This window comes from Eikenella glucosivorans (genome assembly GCF_016025525.2).
GTDB classification, from domain to species: domain Bacteria; phylum Pseudomonadota; class Gammaproteobacteria; order Burkholderiales; family Neisseriaceae; genus Eikenella; species Eikenella glucosivorans.
The window spans coordinates 294780-316064 of the sequence record NZ_JACSGR010000002.1; the positions used below are offsets into that span (position 1 = coordinate 294780).

Below are 21285 nucleotides of genomic sequence, written 5' to 3' on the forward strand. Positions count from 1 at the left end.
AGTTTTCAGGTAGCCTTTTGGTTTTCAGGTAGCCTTTTGGTTTTCAGGTAGCCTTTTGGTTTTCAGGTAGCCTTTTGGTTTTCAGGTAGCCTTTTGGTTATGTGCGGGTTAGGCGGGAATGAGGGAGTCAAGCAGCAAACCTGCGCCAAACAGGAGGTTGACGATAAACGTCAGCCGCACGATTGGCGCCAGTTCGCGCCCGGCGGCGGCAGGGGTGGCGGATGTGTAGAGGCGGCGCAGGTGGGCGGCGGCCAGGGGCAGGGCGGCGAGCCAAACGAGGCCGGCGGGGGAGGAAACGGGATAGGCGGCGTAGCAGGCGAGGGCGGCGGCAAGAAGCAGGCTGTGCAGGGTTTGGCTGCGGGAGAAGCCCAGGCGGGCGGCGGGGGTGTGTTTGCCGGAGAGGCGGTCGCTTTCGATGTCGCGGATGTTGTTGATGTGCAGCACGCCGGCGGCGAGCAGGCCGCAGCCGGCGGCGGGCAGCCAGCCTGCGCCCGGGCAGGCGCTCTGTTGCAGGTAGGCGCTGCCCTGTACGCCGAGCAGGCCGAAAAACAGGAATACGCTGATTTCGCCCAGCCCGTGGTAGCCGTAGGCGTAGCGGCCGAGGGTGTAACCGAGGGCGGCGGCGGTGGCGAGCGCGCCGAGCAGCAGGAAGGCGAACCATTCGCGCGGGCTGTGCAGGCTGACGGCGAGCAGGGTGCTGCCAAGCAGCAGGGTGGCGAGGATGGCGCCGGCAAGGATGTGCCGCACTCGGGCGGGGTGCACCCGCCGCTCAGCAGTGAGGCGCTGTGGGGCTTCGGGGGCGCGGCAGCGGTCGGTACCGCGCAGGCCGTCGCCGTAGTCGTTGGCAATGTTGGACACGATTTGCAGGGCGAGCGCGGTGAGCAGGGAGAGGGCGAACACGCTGAAGCGCCAGGCGGCGGGATTGCCGTGCCAGGCCAGGGCGTTGCCGCAAATGATGGCGGCGGCGGCCAGCGGCAGGGTGCGCGGGCGGGCGAGCGTGAGCAGGGTGGAAAACAGGGGCATAACAAAAGGGAATAAGGGGAGGCTACCTGAAAGTGCAGCTTCAATGAAATAAAAACAGGCGAAGCGAGTTCTGCGAAGCGAAAAACTTTGGCGGCATCAATGCAGCATACGTTGCGGCTGGTTTTCGCTTTGGCCTGTGCTTCCCTCTTCCGGTAAACCTCGATATATGTCGAATTCGATGCGGGCGCCCACGGCGTGGCAGAAGCCGATAACTGTGGGCGAGAAGCCGATGGCCGGGGTGGAGTCCCGCTCATCGGTGCTCACGGTGAGCACCACCATCAGATAGGCTTCGAGCCGGTAAGCCTGAATCAACCCGGCAATTTGCTGCTGCACGGGCAGCAGGGCATTGATGAGCTCGTCGGCGATTTCGTCCAGGCGGAATACATCGCCGTGGCGCAAGGGGGGCGTGCCGTATTCCCAGCTCGAATAGCTCGGTACCCTGCCCCCTCTGCGGCTGCCTTCATACACCGCACGGGTGGGGGAAATGTTGAGGGCGGCACTGATGGCGTTGGGGTTAAAACCGTGGCCGGTGAGGGCGAAGTAGATATAGCATTCGTTGAGGTTGGGTGCATCCATTGTCTTGTTTCAATAAATTAAATATACGGCGGCGCGGATCACGATCAGGCTCATCAGCGCGGCGATGATGTCGTCGAGCATCACGCCGAAGCCGCCGTCCACGCGTTGGTCGAACCAGCGGATGGGCGGCGGCTTCACCGCGTCGAAGAAGCGGAAGGCGGCGAAGGCGGCGAGCCACCAGGCCCAGCTATTGGGCGTGAAGGCGAGCACCAGCAGCATGGCCACGATTTCGTCCCACACGATGCCGCCGTAATCGTGCACGCCGAGGGCGGCTTCGGTTTGGTTGCAAATCCAGATGCCGGCGGCAAACAGGGGCAGGCAGAGGAGGGCGAGCAGCCAGCCGTCGATGCCCAGCGCGATGAGCAGGGCGGCGAGGGGCAGGGCGGGCAGGGTGCCGAAGGTGCCGGGGGCAACGGGGGCGAGGCCGCTGCCGAAGCCGAAGCCGAGGAAGCAGGCGGGGCGGCGCAGCAGCCAGCGCAGGGTGGGGCGGAAGACGGGTTTTTGTTTAGCCAAAGTGGTCGAATCCTAAATGGGAAAGATGCAGCTCGTTGCCGTTGGCGCGCAGGATTTTCAGGTAGCCTGAACCGTTGATGCGGCCGATACGGGCTACGGGGGTGCGGCTGCTTGCGGCGGCGGCGAGCACGGCAGGGCGCGCTTGCGGCGGAGCGGTGAACACGAGCTCGTAGTCGTCGCCGCCGGCGAGGGTGAGCTCGTATACAGCTTGCTCGGGCAGGCATTGGCGCAGGCCGGGGGCGGTGGGCACTAGGTCGGCATTAAGCTCGGCTCCCGTGCCGGAGGCGCGCAGGATGTGGCTGAGGTCTTGGGCGAGGCCGTCGGAAATGTCTTGCGCGGTGCTGGCGAGGGGCAGCAGGGCTTGGCCGAGGGATACGCGCGGGGTGGGGCGCAGGCGGGCGGCTTCGCATTCGGCGAATAAGTTTTCAGGTAGCCTGATTTTTTGCCAGATGTGGTGCAGGGCGGCGGCGGCAAGGCCGATTCGGCCGGACACCCAAATGTCGTCGCCGTTTTGCGCGCCGCTGCGGCGCAGGGCTTGGCCGGCGGGCAGCTCGCCGGTGATGGCCACGTTGAAGGCGAGATCGCCTTTGGTGGTGTCGCCGCCGATGAGGGTGAGGCCGTATTGGCGCAGCATGGCGAAGAGGCTACCTGAAAATGCTTGCAGCCAGGCGGGATCGAGCGCGGGCAGTGCGGCGCTGAGCATTACCCAGCGGGGGCGGGCGCCCATGGCGGCCATGTCGGAAATGTTTACGGCGAGGATTTTGTGCGCGAGGTCGGCGGGGGCGACTTCGGGGAAAAAGTGGCGGCCGGCAAGCAGCATGTCGCTGCTAAAGCATAAATCATAGCCGGGGCGGGGGCGGACGATGGCGGCGTCGTCGCCGATGCCGAGCAGGAGTTGGGGGTCGGCGGGCTGCTCGGCGGCGAGGTAGCGGCGGATGAAGTCGAATTCGCCGAGTGGTTTTGTGGTGGGTTGGGGCATGGCGGGGTGTTTGGGGTTGGGCGGATGCTACCTGAAAATTTCAGGTAGCCTTTGGTTTATGTTTTTGCTTGGCGGAAGCCGGTGTTTTGCTGCGTGAAAATTTGGTTTGTGCTGCGCCAAGAAGTCGTTTTAACTTCGTTGAAGCTCACGCTTTCAGGTAGCCTGTTTGTCGGACGGCTAAGTGTGCATATTCTTGTATGTTAATCATAACCTATCTCCAACAATGACTTTGTTAACATGGTGAATGATAAGATGTCCTAATTTTTTGAAATCGGTATGGCATCAATCCTGTTCCTTCCGGTTCAAACGGTTTATCCCTTAAATACAAGCGTTCCGGCATCTGCCGTTTGATGTGCCATTCCAAATTGGCGGGGCGACCATCTCCCAAGCTGAGGTCGAACGGCACTATCTGCCATTGGCCGTTGATGGCTTTGTATTGGGTGTAGGGAAAGCCGGGGCTCGGCCAATCGAAGCAGTAATCAGGAGTTACCACCACATACCATACGCCTTGCGCATCCCTGTCCAGCAGCACGGGACTCCATCTGCTGTTCCACACGGGCGGCTTGTCCAGCCCTTTGGCATCGAGCACGACCACTTCGTCTTTGCTCGGTTTGAAGTCGGCGCCTTCGGGGTTGTGGTTGATGTCGCCTTCCAAGGTGCGCCGCACCAGCACTACTGTGCCGTCGCCCAGCTGCACTTCTTCTTCCCAGCTGGCGCCGAGTTTGCCTTCGCCGCAGGCAGCAAGCAGGGCCAGCAGGCAGAACAAGCGGAGGAGTTTGGCGGGCATGGCGGCGTTCCTTTTGGTTTCGAGGGGTTGTTAGCTTCGTAGAAATTCGGCCTTGGGCTGCGCTAAGACATCGCTCCACTTCGTTGAAGTTTATTTTTCAGGTAGCCTCTAATCGCGCACGTAGATGGTTTCCACGTCGTAATCGTCGTCGTTCCAATCGTCTTCGCCTTCCGGCTCGGCGGGGGGCTGGCTGTGGCTGAGGGGGGAGTCCATGCCGCATTCCCAGCGCAATATGGAGAGCAGGTGGTGGATGTCTTCGGGCAGGGGGGCTTCAAACTGCACGATTTGCCCGCTTGCGGGGTGGGTGAAGCTGAGTCGGTAGGCGTGTAGGGCTTGGCGGGCAAGCTGGCGCACGGCTTCTTTCACGGCTTCGGAGGCGGGGTGGCGCGGGTTGCCGTATACGGGGTCGGCGGCGAGGGGGTGGTTGGCTTCGCGCAGGTGTACGCGGATTTGGTGGGTGCGGCCGGTTTCGAGGGCGCATTCGATGTAACTGTGGCTTTGGTAGCGCTCGAGCACTTTCACGTGGGTTATCGCTCTTTTGCCGCCGAATTCGACCACGGCCATTTTAAGGCGGTTGTGCGGATCGCGGCCGATGAGGGTGTCGATTTTGCCGTCGAAGGGCACGATGCCATCGGCCACGGCGCGGTAGATGCGCTTCACGCTGCGTGCCTGCAACTGCTGCACGAGGCTGTTTTGTGCGGCGGGGGTTTTGGCCACCACCATCAGGCCGCTGGTGTCTTTGTCGAGGCGGTGCACAATGCCGGCGCGGGGCAGGGCGGCCAGCGCGGGGCAGTGGGCGAGCAGGCCGTTGAGCAGGGTGCCGCTCCAGTTGCCGGCGGCGGGGTGGACGACGAGGCCGGCGGGCTTGTTCAGCACCATCACGCTGTCGTCTTCAAACACGATGTCCAGCGGCATGGGCTCGGGCTGGAAGGCTTGGGTTTCGTGGCTGGGCTGTATGCGCACTTCGAGCTTTTCGCCGCCGATGAGCCGCTCTTTGGGCAGGGCGCGCTCGCCGCCCAGCAATACGGCGCCGTCTTTAATCCAGGCGCTGAGGCGGCTGCGGGAATAGTCGGGCAGCAGTTTGGCCAGGGCGGCATCGAGCCGCTGGCCGGCCAAATCGGTGGGCACGGTTAAATTTATACAATTTTCCGCTTCTGCCTCTGCCGAAAAGTCGAAATCATCGTTATAATCGGCGTCGTTATTGCTATAGGAAGAAATGTTCTGCATGAAAAAGATTCTTTTGGTTACCGGGTTGGCGCTGATGCTGTCGGCCTGCTCCAGCACTTCCACCACCGCCGTGAGCAAAGACGCGCAGGTTACGCAGGATTGGTCGGTGGAAAAGCTGTATGCCGAGGCGCACGACGAGATGAACAGCAGCAATTATAGCCGTTCGGTGCGCTTATATGAAATTCTGCGCGCGCGCTTCCCGAACACGCGCCAGGCGGTGCAGTCGCACTTGGATACCGCCTATGTGTATTACAAAGACGACCAACAGGCGCAGGCGCTGGCGCATGTGGAGCAGTTCCTCAAGCTCTATCCCAACCATCCGAACACGGATTACGCGCTGTATCTGAAGGGCTTGATTGTGTTGAACCAAGACAAGTCCATCTTCAACCGGCTGGCCTCGCAGGATTGGTCCGACCGTGACCCGAAAGCCAACCGCGAAGCCTACCAGGTGTTTAACGAACTGGTGACCCGTTTCCCCGAAAGCAAATATGCCGCCGATGCCCGCGAGAAAATGGAGCGCCTGGTGGACGCACTGGGCGGCAACGAAATCGCCATCGCCCGCTACTATATGCAGCGCGGCGCCTATCTGGCCGCTGCCAACCGCGCCCAAGGCATCATCAGCCGCTATCAAAACACGCGCTACGTGGAAGAATCGCTCGCCATCATGATGACCGCCTACAAACGCCTGGAACAGCAGAAGCTGAGCGACGACACCCGCCGCGTGCTGGCGCAAAACTTCCCGCAAAGCCCCTATTTGCAGAAAGACTGGCAGCCCGACGACATCCCGTGGTGGCGCTATTGGAAATAAGCCATCCCTTTGAGGCTACCTGAAAAAGCTTAGCCGCGCGGAATTCGCGCTGCCCGTTTCAGGTAGCCTTTATCAGCTGAAATGCCTCACTTCAACAAGGATATGCCATGAACAAACTCTCCCCCCTGTTCGCCGCCGGCCTGCTCGGCCTCTGCGCCGCCGCCAGCGCCGCTACCTACGAATGCACCGACCGCCAAGGCCGCCACACCTACACCTCTGCTCCCGCGCCCGGCGCCAATTGCCGCGCTGTGAACCTCGGCCGCGTCACCACCTATCCGGCGCACACGCCGTCAGCCGGCAGCAGCACCAGCTATTCCGGCAGCCCCGCCGCCCAGCCCGCAGCCGCCGCGCCCGCCCCGGCTGAATCCGCCGCCAACGAAAGCCAGCGCGCCGCCGCAGCCGAACGCCTGCGCCAAGCCCAGCAAAACCTGGAAGAAGGCCGCAAAGTGCGCTACGGCAACGAACGCAACTACGCCCGCTATCTCGAGCGCGTGGGCAAGCTGGAAGAAGAAGTGAACCGCGCCCAGCAGGAAGTGAACAGCTTCAACAAATAAGCGCCAACCGTTTCGTTCCGGTTTGATTTTCAGGTAGCCTGAAGCGTTTGAAGGCTACCTGAAAAACCAGCAAAGCCGGTTGCCACCCAGCCAACATCCTGCCTCATTTTAACTTGGTCAAAGCGCCGTTTTAGCTGCGCAGAAACTCAGCCTTGGCTGTGCCAAGACATCGTTTTAGCTTCGCTGAAGCTGACACTTTCAGGTAGCCCCATGCCCGCCGTCCCCACGCACTACCGCAACCTGCGCGTGTCCGAAACCGCATCGGATCAGGAGATACGCGAGGCCTACCGCCGCCTGTCGAAACGCTATCACCCCGATTTCAACCCCGATAACCCCGAAGCCCTGCGCATCATGCAGCTGGTCAACAAAGCCTACGCCGTGCTTTCCGACCCCGAGCAGCGCAAACGGCACGACGCCTGGATTGCCGCCCAACGCCGGGCCAAAGCCGCCAGCCCCCTGCTGCAACGCGCCATCGCCTGGCGCAAACGGCAAAACAACAAACAATTCTGGCTGGTGCTGGGTATCGGCCTGCTGCTGGGCTTGCTGGTATTGCAGGCTTGGTGGTGGCTTGCCAGCCCGGGCGCCGCGCAGAAAAGCCCGCCTTCGGCCGTGGCCCAGTTGGTCGAAAGCGGCAGCGGCAAAGCCTACCAACGCCCCGACAAAGCCCCCAACGGCAGCGCCTGGCCGTATTTTTCCGACTACATCGCCGGCTACCCCGTGGCCGCGCAAAACGGCCAATCCATCGCCAGCATCGCCAATCACGGCGCCGACCGCCTGGTGGAGCTGCAAATGCAGCAGGGCGAAGCATGGCAAAACGTGCGCACCTTCTATATGCCCGCCCGAGGCTTTTTCACCCTATACGAGCTGGGCGCCGGGCAATACCGCCTGTTTTACATCGACTTAGACAGCGGTAAAAACACCCAGACCGAAGCCTGGCCGATTCAAAAGCAAGACGATTCGCCGGTGTATCCCGATGCCGGCATCGTGCTCCCGCCCACACCTTGAGGAACATCATGAGCGCATCCCCCGCCCCCAAATACACCGAAGAAACCGTATTGTGGGTGAAACGGCACACGCCGAAACTGATGAGTTTCGCTATCAGCCGCCCCACCGAATACCGCTTTGCCGCCGGGCAGTTTTCCCGCCTCGGCTTCCCGCAGGATTCCGGCTTCATCTGGCGCGCCTATTCCGTGGTGTCTGCCGAATACGACGACACGCTGGAATACTTCGTGGTCTTGATTGAAAACGGCCCCATGTCGGCCAAATTTGCCGCTCTGCAAGAGGGCGAGCGCATCCTGCTCGACAAAACCGCCACCGGCTTTCTGCTGCCCGAGCGTTTCCCCGACGGGCAGGACCTGATCATGCTGTGCACCGGCTCCGGTATCGCCCCCTTCCTTTCCATCTTGCAGCAGCCGCAGATTTGGCAGCGCTTCGAGCACTTGGCGCTGGCGCATTCCGTATCCTATGCCGAAGAAGCCGTGTTCAACGAGCGCATCCGCGCCCTGGCCGAACACCCGCTGGTGGGCGAGGATTTCCACAAGCTGCGCTTCGTGCCCGTGCTCACCCGCGAGCCGCAGCCCGGCATGCTGCACAGCCGCCTGCCGCAACTCTTGCAAGACGGCAGCCTCAGCCGCGCCTTCGGTTTGCCCTTCAGCCCCGAGCGCAGCCGCTTCATGCTGTGTGGCAACCCAGCCATGGTGAAAGACACCTTCCAAGCCCTGCTCCAACTCGGTTTCGCCATGCACCGCAACCGCATCCCCGGGCAGATTATGATGGAGAATGCGTTTTAAGCTTGGATAAACAACTGGCTGTGAGAAATAAGCAGGCTACCTGAAAAACGGGTTTCGTTTTTCAGGTAGCCTGCTTTATGGAGCAAGGGGTTTATCGGCGGTGATCTTTGGCGTAAGGATTGGCAGTTGTAGCGGCAAAAAGGCTACCTGAAAAATGTCGGTGCATGTTCAGGTAGCCTTTTGTTGTGCAGGCAGGCGGGGTTTATTCTGCGGCCAAATCCTGCTGCAGGGCGGTTTCCAGCTCTTGCCGGCTGCACACGGCGGTGCCGAGTTTGGCCACGACCACGCCGGCGGCGGCGTTGGCGATGTGCATGGCTTGGCGCAGGTTGAGCTTGGCGGCCAGGGCGAGGCCCATGGTGGCGATCACGGTGTCGCCGGCGCCGGATACGTCGAACACTTCCTGCGCGCGGGTGGGCTGGTGGCTGATGTGGTCGGGCTCATAGAGGCTCATGCCTTCTTCGCTGCGGGTGAGCAGCAGGGCGCTCAGTTGCAGGTGGCGGCGCAGGGCTTCGGCTTTTTCGGTGAGCTCGGCCTCGCTGCGCCAGGCGCCGACCACTTGGCGCAGTTCGCTGCGGTTGGGGGTGATGAGGTGGGCGCCGGCGTATTTTTCGTAGTCGTCGCCTTTGGGGTCGATGAGCACGGGTTTGCGGTGGGCGCGGGCAAAGTCGATCATGTCGGCCACTTGGTGCAGGCAGCCTTTGCCGTAGTCGGAAAGGATGACGGCATCGTAGTCGGGCAGCAGGCTGCGGAATTGCCGGTTGAGCTGCCCGAGCACGTTTTGCCCGGGTTTTTCTTCGAAATCGATGCGCAGGAGCTGTTGGTTGCGGGAGAGGACGCGCAGCTTAACGGTGGTGGCGATATCGGGATCACGCTGGAGGAAGGTTTGCACGCCGTTGCTTTGGATGATGTTTTCCAGCTCGCGGGCGGCTTCGTCTTGCCCCACGATGGAGAGCAGGCCGACTTGGCCGCCGAGCGAGGCGATGTTGCGGGCTACGTTGCCTGCGCCGCCGGCGCGCTGGTCCATGCGCTCGATTTTGGCCACGGGCACGGGCGCTTCGGGGGAAATGCGCTCCACATCGCCGAACCAGTAGCGGTCGAGCATAGTGTCACCCACCACGAGGACGCGGGCGGAAGGGAAGAGTTTCAGTGGGTTATCGGGCAGGGAGAAGGGCATGGCGGAATCCTTTGCGGCTGGGGTGGTTTGGCAGGATAGGGTTTGAGGCGGTTTGTGTGCCTATATGAGGCTACCTGAAAATTATCGTCTGCCGGTTTTCAGGTAGCCTTTGGCTAGGGTGAGGCTGCCTGAAAACAAGCGGAAAACTATTCGCCCATGGCGGCCAAAAGCTCGGCTTGGTGTTCGGCCACCAGGGCGTTGGTGATTTCTTCCATGTCGCCGTCCATCACAAAGTCGAGTTTGTGCAGGGTGAGGTTGATGCGGTGGTCGGTAACGCGGCCTTGGGGGTAGTTATAGGTGCGGATGCGCTCGCTGCGGTCGCCGCTGCCGATGAGGGATTTGCGTTCGGCGGCTTCTTTGGCTTGGGCTTCGCGCTTTTGTTTGTCGTTGAGGCGGGCGGCGAGCACTTTCATGGCTTGGGCTTTGTTGGCGTGCTGGCTGCGGCCGTCTTGGCATTCGACCACCATGCCGGTGGGCAGGTGGGTGATGCGGATGGCGGAGTCGGTTTTGTTGATGTGCTGGCCGCCGGCACCGGAGGCGCGGAAGGTGTCGATGCGCAGCTCGGCGGGGTTGAGCTGGATTTCTTCGAGTTCGTCGGCTTCGGGCATCACGGCCACGGTGCAGGCGGAGGTGTGGATGCGGCCTTGGCTTTCGGTGGCGGGCACGCGCTGCACGCGGTGGCCGCCGCTCTCGAACTTGAGCCGGCCGTAGGCGCCGATGCCGGCGATGCGGGCGATGACTTCTTTGTAGCCGCCGAGGTCGCTTTCGTTGGCGGAGACGATTTCCACCTGCCAGCGGTTGCGTTCGGCAAAGCGGGTGTACATGCGCAGGAGGTCGGCGGCGAAGAGGGCGGCTTCGTCGCCGCCGGTGCCGGCGCGGATTTCGAGGAAGATGTTTTTGCCGTCGTCTTCGTCTTTAGGCAGCAGGAGCTTTTGCAGCTCGGTGTCGAGGCTGCTGATTTTGGCTTTGGCGGCTTCGATTTCTTCGGCGGCGAAGTCTTTCATTTCGGGGTCGGAAAGCATGCTTTCGGCGTCGGCAAGGTCGCTTTCGGCCTGGCGGTATTGGCGGTAGGCTTCGACCACGGGGGTGAGTTCGGCGTGCTCTTGGTTGAGCTGGCGGAAGCGGGAAATATCGGCGGTGGCTTCGGGGGTGCTGAGCAGGGCGGTGACTTCTTCGAGCCGTTCGGAGAGGGTTTGGAGCTTGCTTAAAACTGAGGGTTTCATGTGGGGCTTTCAAACAATTTTCAGGTAGCCTCAAACCATGAAGAGGCTACCTGAAAAGGATTATAGCAAATACGGCGGCGCTTGCCGCTGCGGCCTACATGCGGCTGAGTTCGCGCTGCAGGGCTTGGATGTTTTGCTGGCGGTCGAGCACGTCGCTTTGCAGGCTGCTCACGCGGGCTTGGTGGGCGGCGTAGGCGGCCTGGTCGCCTTTGGGCAGGGTGCGGCTTTCGGTGAGGGCTTTTTGCGCGTCGGCCAGGGCGCGGCGCTCGTTGGCCAGTTCTTGTTCGAGAATCAGGCGGCGGCCGCTGTTGGTGCGGCCGGAAGGGGTGGCGGCCACGGGTGCGGCGGGGGCAGGGGCGCGGTACACGGCTGCCTGCTGGCCGCCGGAAGTGGCGCGGGTTTGGGCAGGCGCGGCGGCTAAGGTGGGCTGAGGTGCGGGACGCGGGCGGGGGGCGCTGGTGTAGCGGCCGATGGCGGGAAGGTCGGCGCGCTGGCAGCCGGGGCCGGGTTTGCTGCTGTAGCTGCCGTTGCCGCAGTTGTAGATGGGGGCGGCGCCGGCGCTGAGGCAGGCGAGGGTGAGAATGGTAAGTAGCGATGATTTCTGCATGTTAGTTTCCCTTTTCTGGCGGTTGCTGGCCGAATTCCTGCTCGACTGCCCGATATACGGCTTCCAATTCTTCTTGCAGGGCGAGCCAGCTTTCTTCTGTTTGGGCTAATTGTACTTTGACTTCGGCTGTTTTGGCTAAGTATTGGTGCAATTTGGCTTTATTGTGTTCCTTATATGCCTCTTCGGCGGCGAGAAATGTTTCGCATTCGGCTTGTTCGGCAGACAGCTTGGCTATGAGCTGCTCGGCGCGTTCGATTTTCTGCTGGATGGGTTTTCCGCGTTGGGCGCGTTGCTGGCGGATTTGGGCGGCAAGGCGTTTTTCGTCTTTGCGGTTTTGGTTGGCGGCGGAAGGGGGCGGGGCGGCTTCGGGATTGCTTTGGGCAAGGCGCAGGCGGCGGTAGTCGTTGAGGTCGCCGTCGAATGTTTTCAGGTAGCCTTTGTCGATGAGCAGGAAGCTGTCGGTGGTGGCTTCGAGCAGGCTGCGGTCGTGGGAGACGACAATGAGTGCGCCTTGGAAGCTTTGCAGGGCGAGGGTGAGGGCGTGGCGCATGTCGAGGTCGAGGTGGTTGGTGGGCTCGTCGAGCAGGAGCAGGTTGGGCTGCTGCCAAACGATGAGGGCGAGGGCGAGGCGGGCTTTTTCGCCGCCGGAGAAGGGGGCAATGGGCTGGAGGGCCATGTCGCCGGCGAAGTCGAAGCCGCCAAGGAAATTGCGGATGTCTTGCTCTTTGGCTTCGGGGCTGAGGCGCTGGATGTGCCAGAGTGGGCTTTGGTCGGGGCGGAGGGTGTCGAGCTGGTGCTGGGCGAAATAGCCGATTTGAAGTTTGTCTGCGCGGATGATTTGGCCGCTTTGTGGCTCAAGGCTACCTGAAAGGGCTTTGATGAGTGTGGATTTGCCGCTGCCGTTGACGCCGAGCAGGCCGAGGCGGGCGCCGCTTTCGAGAGAGAGGCTGATTTGGTGCAGGATGGTTTGCCCGCTGTAGCCGAGGTTTACATGATCGAGCTTGATTAGGGGGTTGGGCAGGTGAGCGGGCGGGGGGAAGCTGAAACTGAAGCTGCTGTCGAGGTGGGCGGGGGCGACGAGCTCGAGTTTGGCGAGGGCTTTGACGCGGCTTTGGGCTTGTTTGGCTTTGGTGGCTTTGGCTTTGAAGCGGTCGATGAAGGATTGGAGGTGTTGGATGTGGGCTTGCTGTTTGACGTAGGCGGCCTGCTGGTTGGCGAGGCGTTGGGCGCGTTGCTGCTGGTAGGAGTCGTAGTTGCCGCTGTAGCTGTGGAGTTGGCGTTGGGCGAGCTCAATGGTGTGGTTGGTGGCGGCGTTGAGGAAATCGCGGTCGTGGGAGATGATGATTTGGGTGCAGGGCAGGGCGGCGAGATGGTTTTCCAGCCAGAGGACGGTTTCTAAATCAAGGTGGTTGGTGGGTTCGTCGAGCAGGAGGAGGTCGGCGCGGCACATGAGGGCTTGGGCGAGGTTGAGGCGCATGCGCCAGCCGCCGGAAAAGGCTTTGACGGGGCGGCTGTGTTCGGCTTGGGAAAAGCCGAGGCCGCTGAGCAGCATGGCGGCGCGGGCGGGGGCGCTGTAGGCGCCGATTTCTTCGAGCTTGGTGTGGTATTCGGCGATGGCGTGGCCGTTGTTTTGCTCTTCGGCTGCTTTGAGGGCTACCTGAAAAGTTTGCAGCTCGGCGTCGCCTTGCAAGACGTAGTCTAAGGCACTGGTGTCGAGGGCGGGGGTGTCTTGGGCAACGGCGGCGAGTTTCCAATGCGGGGGCAGGCGGATTTCGCCGGCGTCGGCGCCGATTTCGCCTTTGATGAGAGCGAAGAGGCTGGATTTGCCGCTGCCGTTTTTGCCGATGAGGCCGACGCGGCGGCCGGGGGCGATGCGTGCGGTGGCTTGTTCGAGCAGGACTTTGTTGCCGCGTTGGAGGGTGAGGCGGTTGATTTCTATCATGTTTGAGACGGTGTGTTAGCGGATGGCTAAGAGGCTACCTGAAAAGTTCTGCGCGCGGGTGAACGGGTTTCAGGTAGCCTTTGTGCGGATGCGTGGCTAACGGTTGAGCTCGAGGGCCAAAAACAGTTTGCTGCTGCCGCGCTGAATGAGCAGGGCGACGGCGTTGTCGGCACCGCCGACCGCCCGGTTGAAGCCGGCTTCGTCGTTTACGGCGGTACGGTTGACCATCAGGATGATATCGCCTCGGCGCAAGCCGGCACGCTGGGCAGGGCCGGTGGCCTGCAATATAAGCAGGCCTTGGCTGTGTTTGCGCAGTTGCAGGCCGGTGCGCTCAGAGGTAAAGGCGGAGCCGTTGTCGGCATTTTGCTCGGTGCCGGAACGGGCGGCGTTGTCGGCAGTGTTGGTGGTGCCGGAGCCGAGGGTAACCGACACGTCTTCGCGTTTGCCGTTGCGCCAGATGCCGAGAGTGAGGCGTGTGCCGGGGGGCATCATGCCCACGAGCACGGGCAGGTCGCTGGAGGCTTTCACGGTTTCGCCGTTCACGCTCTGCACGATGTCGCCGGGCTGTAGGCCGGCTTTGTCGGCGGGGCCGTCGGGCGTTACCTGCGAAATCAGCGCGCCGTTGGCGGTTTCGAGGCCGAAGGATTTGGCCAAATCGTAGTTCACTTCCTGAATCACCACGCCGATGCGGCCGCGCTCCACCTTGCCGTTGCGGCGCAGCTGGTCGGCCACGTTCATGGCCACATCAATCGGGATGGCGAAAGAAATGCCCATGAAGCCGCCGGATTGGCTATAAATCTGCGAGTTCACGCCCACCACCTGCCCGCGCAGGTTAAACAATGGGCCGCCGGAGTTGCCGGGGTTGATGGCCACGTCGGTTTGGATGAAGGGGGTGTAGTTTTCGTTGGGCAGGCTACGGCCTTTGGCGGAAACGATGCCGGAGGTCACGCTGTTGTCGAAGCCGAAGGGTGCGCCGATGGCGGCCACCCATTCGCCCACGCGCAATTCTTTCGGGTTGCCGATTTTCACGGTGGGCAGGTTTTGTGCGTCGATTTTCAGGAGGGCGATGTCGGTTTGCGTGTCGGATCCGACCAGGCGGGCGGTGTATTCGCGGCGGTTGTTGAGCACCACTTTGATGTTGTTCATGCCGCTGAGCACGTGGGTGTTGGTGAGGATGTAGCCGTCGGCACTGATGAGGAAGCCGGAGCCGAAGTTGTATTCGTCTTCGTCCGATTCGATGAGGTCGGACTGGTTGGGCTGCAGGCGTTTGAAAAATTCGGAGAAGGCGTCGTTTTCCGGCATCTGGTCGAGGCCGTCTTGGCCGGAGGCGTTTTGCCCGTCGCCCACGCGGCTGGCTTGGATGTTGACCACGGCGCCGCCGGCCTGCTCCACCAGTTTGGTGAAATCGGGCAGCAGCATATCGGCCCCGCCGCTGCCTGCCGGGGCGCTGACGGTTTTGACGAAGGCGGAGTCGCCGGATTCGGCGGAGTCGCCTTGGCCGCATCCGCCTAAAAGGAACAATGCGGAAAGGATGGGCAAGAGGAAGCGGGCGGAAGGTTTGTGCATGACGGGGAATAAGGAATGGGGAAAACGACAGTGGCGAAATTGTAGCCCAAGCGCGGGTTGGAGGCCAGTTTGGCGGCGGGTTTGGCCTGTTGAAAAGGATGTTTGGTATGGCGGGAGTGATGTTTTGTTTGGTTTTAACTTCGCTGAAGCAAGGTTTTCAGGTAGCCTGTAGCGTGGCAGAGGCTACCTGAAAAATATTTTGGCGGGCGGCAATTCATGGCGGTGAGAAGTTGTGCCGCTCCAATGCAAAAAGACAGGCAACCACCTGTCTTTGTTGGTAAACAGCCGATTAGGCCGGCTGGATGTTGGAGGCTTGCTTGCCTTTGGGGCCGGTGGTTACGTCGAAAGAAACTTTCTGGCCTTCTTTCAAGGTTTTGAAGCCGTTCATGTTGATTGCGGAGAAGTGGGCGAACAAATCTTCGCCGCCTTCGTCGGGGGTGATGAAACCAAAGCCTTTAGCGTCGTTAAACCATTTAACAGTACCAGTTGCCATACTAAACGTCCTATCTAAAAAACAAAATATCAAAAAAAGCAGGTTGGCAAAGCAGGAAAACGACTGTGTTGGGTTAAACGGTTAGTTCAGCTGCCGAACCGGAAGATCCCGGCCTGCCGCACTTGCGGGGGTAAGTGTCGCGCAGGCTGGGTTAACAGTCAAGTAATGTTTGAATAATAACGTTAAAAATCGCAAAAAACAGACAGAAAAACGAGCTTTTGCCCTTATTTTGTTTTCTGTAGTACCGTTAAATATAATTCGCAGGCATTATCCGTTAATTGGCGGCCGCGGGCTGCCCGGGAAAACGCAAAACGGGCGTATCGGTGTAAAATGCCCGTATTATATTGAATAATAAAATCTTATGTCAGATACCGAACAGGCGGTGAAACCGCGGATCGACCAGCAGCCGCTGCCGCCGCCCAAGCAATACGGCGTATTTTTGTTAAACGACGATTACACGCCGATGGATTTTGTGGTGATGCTGCTGGTGGACGTATTCAGGCTACCTGAAAACCGCGCCGAAGCGGTGATGCTGCAAGTGCATCATGAAGGCAAAGGCCTGTGCGGCGTTTATCAGAAAGATATTGCTGATACCAAGCATCAGCAAGTGCAAAACCTGGCCCGGCAGGCCGGCCATCCGCTGCTGTGCACGGTTGAGGAGGTGTGATTATGCTGTCGAAAGAACTGGAAAGCATTTTGCAGGTGATTTATGCCGACGCCCGCTCGCAACGTTATGAGTTTATCGGCATCGAACACCTGTTGCTCTCGCTAATGCAGGAGAGCGATGAGGTGCGCGCGGTGCTGAAAGAATGCGGCGTGAACATCCCGCTACTGGCCGAGCAGCTGGCCATCAGCATTGAGGAAAACACGCCCATCCTGCCCGAAGATTCGCCCGACTTGGGCGAAACCCAGCCCACGCTCGGCTTCCAGCGCGTGATCCAGCGGGCGATTGTGCACGTGCAGTCGGCCGGCAAACGGCAGGTGATGCCGGTGGACGTGCTGGTGGCGCTGATGTCGGAAAAAAACAGCCATGCCGTGTATTTCCTCGGCCTGCAGGCGGTGGGGCGCAGCGAGATTCTGAATTTCGTGGCCCACGGCATCGTGCCCGAGCGTTTGGACGATACCGAAAAAGCCGAAGGCGAAGCCGAGCCAGACGAAGAGGGCGAAAACAAACCCATCCGTCACGCGCTGGCCAAATACACCGTGAATCTGAATATTGAAGCGCGCGAAGGCCGCATCGACGCCCTAGTGGGGCGCGGTATGGAAATGGAACGCCTCATGCAAACCCTGTGCCGCCGCCGTAAAAACAACCCGCTTCTGGTGGGTGAAGCCGGCGTGGGCAAAACCGCACTGGCCGAAGGCCTGGCCTACCGTTTGGAGCAAGGCGACGTGCCCGAAGCGCTGGCCGGCGCCACCGTGTTCGCGCTGGACATGGGCTCGCTCCTAGCCGGCACCAAATACCGCGGCGACTTTGAAGCCCGCATCAAAGCCGTGCTCAAAGAATTGGCCAAAATCGAACATTCCATCCTGTTTATCGACGAAATCCACACCATCATCGGCGCAGGCAGCACCACCGGCAGCACCATGGATGCCTCCAACCTGCTCAAGCCCGCCCTTTCCAAAGGCCATCTGCGCTGCATCGGTGCCACCACCTACGACGAATACCGCACCATCTTCGCCAAAGACCACGCCCTCAGCCGCCGCTTCCAGAAAATCGACGTGGCCGAGCCCAGCGTGGCCGAAACCGTGGAAATCCTCAAAGGGCTGCAACCCGCGCTCGAATCCTTCCACCAAATCCGCTTCTCCCAGCACGCCCTCAGCGCCGCCGCCGAGCTTTCCGTGCGCTACCTGAACGACCGTTTCCTGCCCGATAAAGCCATCGATTTGATTGACGAAGCCGCCGCCGCCCAGCGCATCCTGCCCGGCGACAAACGGCGCGATGTGATTGAAGCCGCGCAGATAGAAGAAGTGGTGGCCAAAATCGCCCGCATTCCCGAGCAGACCGTATCCAAAGACGACAAAGAAGTGCTGCGCCACCTCGAGCGCAACCTGAAAAACATGGTGTTCGGCCAAGACACAGCCATCGAAGCGCTGGCCGCCGCCATCAAAATGTCGCGCTCCGGATTGGGGCAAACGGAAAAACCCATCGGCAGCTTCCTGTTTTCCGGCCCCACCGGCGTGGGCAAAACCGAAGTGGCCCGTCAGCTCGCCTATATTTTGGGCGTGCCGCTGCAACGCTTCGATATGTCCGAATACATGGAGCGGCACGCCGTGGCCCGGCTCATCGGCGCGCCGCCCGGCTATGTGGGCTTCGAGCAGAGCGGCCTGCTCACCGAAGCCGTCAACAAGCAGCCCTTCTGCGTACTGCTCCTAGACGAAATCGAAAAAGCCCACCCTGATGTGCACAATATTTTGTTGCAAATCATGGACTATGGCACGCTCACCGACAACAACGGCCGCAAAACCGATTTCCGCAACACCATCGTGATCATGACCACCAATGCCGGTGCCGAAAGCCTCAGCCGCCCCGTGCTCGGCTTCACCCGCCAGCGCATGAGCGGCGACGAGGGCGAAGCGCTGAAAAAAGCCTTCACCCCCGAATTCCGCAACCGCCTCGATGCCGTGATTTCCTTCGCCCCGCTGGACAACGAAATCATCGCCAAGGTAACCGATAAATTCCTGATTGCCCTCGAGCAGCAGCTGCTGGCGAAAAACGTGGAAGCCCACTTCACCACTGGCCTGCGCAGCTATCTGGCCGAGCAGGGTTTCGACCCGCAAATGGGCGCCCGCCCCATGCAGCGGCTGATTCAAGACAAAATCCGCCGCGTGCTGGCCGACGAGCTGCTCTTCGGCCGCTTGAGCAAAGGCGGCGAAGTCACCATCGGCTATGACACCAAAGGCGACAAGGTGACGCTCTCCTTCTCCGCCGCCAAAACCAAACGCGGCAAAGTGGTGGACGCCGGCAGTTGAGGCGGATTGGTGCGATACAAATTTTCAGGTAGCCTCTATCCGGATAGAGGCTACCTGAAAATATAATAACGTTATCAACTTAAATGGTTATAGGGAGATGATATGAAGCAATACCTAAGCATTGCCACAATATTGACAGCCGGTTTGCTGACTGCGTGTTCGCCATCCACGCCAGAGCAAGAAGCTGCGGCTGCAAGCGGGCAGCAGTCGGTAAGTCCGCCTATGCCATTGGTCGTGGCTTCTACGGCAGCTGCTAGTGCCCCTGCTTCCTTGGCAGGAGAAGACAGAGAGTTGGCTGCATTTGCCAACGGGTTGGCAAAAGACGATTCGCTGGTTTTGGATATATGGCTGTTTTCTCCTGATGTTTTGACGGAAGCTCCGGTAACGGTTGAAGACATGAAAAGCAGGGCTTATGGCAGCGATATGACCAGCCATTATCGTGCCGATGATCGCGAAAAAATCCTGCCGATTTTCCGGTTTCTCATGGTGCAATATAGCCAATCTAAAATCCGGGTGGCTCACGAAAGTGATGAAAAATTTTTTTCACTCAGCCGCGCTTGGCTGGAGTTTTGCAGCCGCCAAAGCGGCGACTGCCTAGTTGCCAATATTTCCTCCGGGCTGCAATGGCGCGATGCCAAGCTTGATTTCCAGTTTCAAACCCGTCCGCACGGCGGCGCGGCCAAAATTTACGGGCTCGGTGAACTGGAAAGCAAGTCGTTCAGGCCGTTGGTACAGCGTGTGTTTTGATTTTGTTTGGGTAAACCGGGTTTCCGTTTTGTTCCTGCCTATTTTTTCAGGTAGCCTTTATTCGACTGAGGCTGCCTGAAAAACATAATGGCATTGCATGATTGCTTCATGTGGATAAGGCTACCTGAAAAAGCAGGCTTCAATGCGGGCTACAAGTTTGGCTTCGCTGAAGCTGATGCTTTCAGGCAGCCTTTTTTTTGCCTGCCCAACAGGCGGCGGCTTGGCTACTGGCCGCGCAGGAATAGGGCGTCCAAATCGGCGAGGGAGAGTTTGACCCAGGTGGGGCGGCCGTGGTTGCATTGGTTGCTGCGGGGGGTGTTTTCCATGTCGCGCAGCAGGGCGTTCATTTCGGGCAGGGTGAGGCGGCGGCCGGCGCGCACGGAGCCGTGGCAGGCCATGGTGCTGAGGAGGCGGTTTTCGCGCGCTTCCACGGTTTGGATGCTGCCGGTGTGGGCGGCTTCGCGCAGCATGCTTCGGGCGAGCTCGGCGATGTCGGCTTTGCCGAGCATCTGCGGCACGGCGCGCACGGCGATGCTGTGGCTGCCGATGGTGGAGCAGTCGAGGCCGTATTGGCGCAGCAGGTCGGCGTGTTCGGCTAGGGCGGCCATTTCTTCGTGGCTGGCTTCGAAGCTCACGGGGATAAGCAGCTGCTGGCTGCGCAGGCTGCCGTGGCTTTGGCGCTGGGCTTTCATTTTTTCGTAGTTCACGCGCTCGGCGGCGGCGTGCATGTCGATGAGCAGCAGGCTGTTTTCGGCTTGGGCGAGGATGTAGATGCCGAGCAGTTGGGCGATGGCGAAGCCGAGGGGGTATTCTTCGGACGGGGAATCGGCTTCGGCGTGGGGGGCAAGGCGGCTTTGTTCGAGGGCGGCGAGTTCGGGGTCTTCGCTGCCGCTGTGTTTGTAGAGTTCGGCATAAGTTTGCCAGGCGGCGCGGCTTTCTTGCAGGGTGAGGCGTTGCTGCCGGGGGGCGGGGGCGTAGGCGGCAGGGCGCTGCTGCGGGCTGTCTGAAAACGGGTTGGAGGCGCTTGCCAATCTGCCGGGTTCGTTTGAGGGAAACGGATTTTGCTCGCTTTGATTGTGCGGAAACTCACTACGTTCGTTTTGGCGAAACTCGTTGCGCTCGTTTTTGCTGCGCAGAAACTCACTACGTTCGTTTTCAGGTAGCCTTTGCTTGTGCAGCTGTTGCAGCAGGCTGCCGGCGTTGCCCACGCTGTCGGTTTGGCTGGCGCGGGTGTCGGCGAGGGCTTTGTTGAGGGTGTGGAAGATGAGCTGGTGCACGGCTTGGCTGTCGCGGAAGCGGATTTCGGTTTTGGTGGGGTGGACGTTGACATCGACCATCTCGGGCGGCAGCTCGAGGAAAAGGGCGAAGGCGGGGGTGATTTGCTGGTGCAGCACGTCGCGGTAGGCCTGCTTCACGGCGTGCAGCATGACTTTGTCGCGCACGAAGCGGTTGTTTACAAAGCAATACTGCTGGCTGCTGCGGCCTTGGGTGAAGGTGGGCTTGGCGATGAGGCCGTGCAGGCGGAGGAGGCCGCTGCCGCTGTCGACGGGCAGGGAGGCTACCTGAAAATCTTGGCCGAGCACGGCGGCGATGCGTTCGCTCAGGCTTTGGGCGGGATAGTTGGCGGTGGTTTTGCCGTTGTGGGAAAGGGTGAACGCCACTTGCGGGTGGGCGAGGGCGAGGCGGTCGAACACGGCGGCGCAGTGGGCGTATTCGGTGTTTTCGGATTTGAGGAATTTGCGGCGGGCGGGGGTGTTGAAAAAGAGGTCGGCCACTTCCACGCTGGTGCCGACGGGGTGGGCGGCGGGGGCGGCGGACTCAATTTGGCCGTCGCGGGCGCGCACTTGGCGGGCGGCGGGGCTGCCTTCCTGGCGGCTGGTGAGGGTGAGGCGCGACACGGAGGCAATGCTGGCGAGCCCTTCGCCGCGGAAGCCCATACTGCGCACGTGTTCCAAATCTTGCAGCGAGGCGATTTTGCTGGTGGCGTGGCGGGAGAGGGCGAGGGGGAGGTCGTCGGGGTGGATGCCGCTGCCGTTGTCGGCCACGCGGATAAGTCGGATGCCGCCGCCGGCAAGCTCGGCTTGGATGCGGGTGGCGCCGGCATCGAGGCTGTTTTCGATGATTTCTTTGAGCGCGGCGGCGGGGCGTTCCACCACTTCGCCGGCGGCGATCTGGTTCACGAGGTGGTCGGGCAGGGCGTGGATGCGGGGCATGATGGTCTCGGGGTGCGGGCTACCTGAAATTTCAGGTAGCCTTTTGTGCGGTGTCGGGCAGGAGTGCCCGGGTTACGGCGGTTGGTTTACGGT

Annotated in this window: 20 protein-coding genes; 7 read left to right on the forward strand and 13 right to left on the reverse strand. The window is 60.9% G+C overall.

The window, feature by feature from the left end; genetic code table 11:
• Positions 1-108 precede the first annotated feature (108 nt).
• The 6 genes from menA to rluD all read right to left on the reverse strand — a co-directional run bounded on the left by menA (position 109) and on the right by rluD (position 5105).
• Positions 109-1023 carry a 1,4-dihydroxy-2-naphthoate octaprenyltransferase gene (gene menA / locus H9Q10_RS03465; protein ID WP_197902630.1) on the reverse strand — a complete coding sequence of 305 codons (915 nt, stop codon included), beginning with the start codon at positions 1021-1023 and terminating at the stop codon, positions 109-111.
• A 96-nt stretch (positions 1024-1119) separates the two neighbouring features.
• Entirely contained in the window at positions 1120-1599 is a 480-nt protein-coding gene (locus tag H9Q10_RS03470) for a DUF4279 domain-containing protein (protein ID WP_197902631.1), read from the reverse strand.
• 9 nt (positions 1600-1608) lie between these two features.
• Positions 1609-2112 (reverse strand): phosphatidylglycerophosphatase A family protein, encoded by a 504-nt coding sequence (locus tag H9Q10_RS03475; RefSeq protein WP_197902632.1) that lies wholly within the window; start codon positions 2110-2112, stop codon positions 1609-1611.
• The gene (gene thiL, locus H9Q10_RS03480) at positions 2105-3091 is read right to left on the reverse strand and encodes a thiamine-phosphate kinase (protein WP_197902633.1); all 987 of its coding nucleotides are present in this window, start codon (positions 3089-3091) and stop codon (positions 2105-2107) included. Before thiL ends, H9Q10_RS03475 begins: the two co-directional genes overlap by 8 nt.
• Positions 3092-3323: 232 nt before the next feature.
• A complete protein-coding gene (locus tag H9Q10_RS03485) occupies positions 3324-3878 on the reverse strand; it encodes a hypothetical protein (RefSeq protein ID WP_197902634.1) in 555 nt (184 codons plus the stop codon).
• Positions 3879-3986: 108 nt separating this feature from the next.
• On the reverse strand, positions 3987-5105 hold the full coding sequence (gene rluD, locus H9Q10_RS03490) for a 23S rRNA pseudouridine(1911/1915/1917) synthase RluD (protein WP_197902635.1): 1119 nt from the start codon (positions 5103-5105) through the stop codon (positions 3987-3989).
• On the opposite strand from rluD, the gene H9Q10_RS03495 reads away from it, so the two are divergent.
• The 4 genes from H9Q10_RS03495 (at position 5104) to H9Q10_RS03510 (ending at position 8257) form a co-directional block, all read left to right on the forward strand.
• Entirely contained in the window at positions 5104-5913 is an 810-nt protein-coding gene (locus H9Q10_RS03495) for an outer membrane protein assembly factor BamD (protein WP_197902636.1), read from the forward strand. The two genes, rluD and H9Q10_RS03495, sit on opposite strands and share 2 nt — an antisense overlap.
• A 107-nt stretch (positions 5914-6020) precedes the next feature.
• The gene (locus H9Q10_RS03500) at positions 6021-6467 is read left to right on the forward strand and encodes a DUF4124 domain-containing protein (RefSeq protein WP_197902637.1); all 447 of its coding nucleotides are present in this window, start codon (positions 6021-6023) and stop codon (positions 6465-6467) included.
• Between the two features lie 210 nt (positions 6468-6677).
• Positions 6678-7472, forward strand: a complete 795-nt coding sequence (locus tag H9Q10_RS03505) for a J domain-containing protein (protein ID WP_197902638.1) — start codon at positions 6678-6680, stop codon at positions 7470-7472.
• 8 nt (positions 7473-7480) lie between these two features.
• The gene (locus tag H9Q10_RS03510; RefSeq protein WP_197902639.1) at positions 7481-8257 is read left to right on the forward strand and encodes a ferredoxin--NADP reductase; all 777 of its coding nucleotides are present in this window, start codon (positions 7481-7483) and stop codon (positions 8255-8257) included.
• 202 nt (positions 8258-8459) lie between these two features.
• On the opposite strand, the gene rfaE1 is transcribed toward H9Q10_RS03510, so the two are convergent.
• The 6 genes from rfaE1 to H9Q10_RS03540 form a co-directional block, all read right to left on the reverse strand.
• A complete protein-coding gene (gene rfaE1 / locus H9Q10_RS03515) occupies positions 8460-9431 on the reverse strand; it encodes a D-glycero-beta-D-manno-heptose-7-phosphate kinase (RefSeq protein WP_197902640.1) in 972 nt (323 codons plus the stop codon).
• 146 nt (positions 9432-9577) lie between these two features.
• Positions 9578-10654 carry a peptide chain release factor 1 gene (gene prfA / locus H9Q10_RS03520; protein WP_197902641.1) on the reverse strand — a complete coding sequence of 359 codons (1077 nt, stop codon included), beginning with the start codon at positions 10652-10654 and terminating at the stop codon, positions 9578-9580.
• Between the two features lie 94 nt (positions 10655-10748).
• Positions 10749-11261 (reverse strand): hypothetical protein, encoded by a 513-nt coding sequence (locus H9Q10_RS03525; RefSeq protein WP_197902642.1) that lies wholly within the window; start codon positions 11259-11261, stop codon positions 10749-10751.
• 1 nt (position 11262) lies between these two features.
• Complete coding sequence (locus tag H9Q10_RS03530; RefSeq protein WP_197902643.1) at positions 11263-13203, reverse strand: ATP-binding cassette domain-containing protein; 1941 nt, start codon at positions 13201-13203, stop codon at positions 11263-11265.
• 96 nt (positions 13204-13299) lie between these two features.
• Positions 13300-14769, reverse strand: coding sequence for a DegQ family serine endoprotease (locus H9Q10_RS03535; RefSeq protein WP_197902644.1), 1470 nt, complete (start codon positions 14767-14769; stop codon positions 13300-13302).
• 289 nt (positions 14770-15058) lie between these two features.
• Complete coding sequence (locus H9Q10_RS03540) at positions 15059-15262, reverse strand: cold-shock protein (protein WP_197902645.1); 204 nt, start codon at positions 15260-15262, stop codon at positions 15059-15061.
• Between the two features lie 361 nt (positions 15263-15623).
• On the opposite strand from H9Q10_RS03540, the gene clpS reads away from it, so the two are divergent.
• From clpS to H9Q10_RS03555, 3 genes are all read left to right on the forward strand, one after another.
• Positions 15624-15929, forward strand: a complete 306-nt coding sequence (gene clpS / locus H9Q10_RS03545; protein ID WP_197902646.1) for an ATP-dependent Clp protease adapter ClpS — start codon at positions 15624-15626, stop codon at positions 15927-15929.
• A 2-nt stretch (positions 15930-15931) separates the two neighbouring features.
• A complete protein-coding gene (clpA, locus tag H9Q10_RS03550; protein WP_197902647.1) occupies positions 15932-18232 on the forward strand; it encodes an ATP-dependent Clp protease ATP-binding subunit ClpA in 2301 nt (766 codons plus the stop codon).
• A gap of 102 nt (positions 18233-18334) precedes the next feature.
• The gene (locus H9Q10_RS03555; protein ID WP_197902648.1) at positions 18335-18979 is read left to right on the forward strand and encodes a hypothetical protein; all 645 of its coding nucleotides are present in this window, start codon (positions 18335-18337) and stop codon (positions 18977-18979) included.
• 224 nt (positions 18980-19203) lie between these two features.
• On the opposite strand, the gene mutL is transcribed toward H9Q10_RS03555, so the two are convergent.
• Entirely contained in the window at positions 19204-21192 is a 1989-nt protein-coding gene (mutL, locus tag H9Q10_RS03560) for a DNA mismatch repair endonuclease MutL (RefSeq protein WP_197902649.1), read from the reverse strand.
• Positions 21193-21285: the final 93 nt, after the last annotated feature.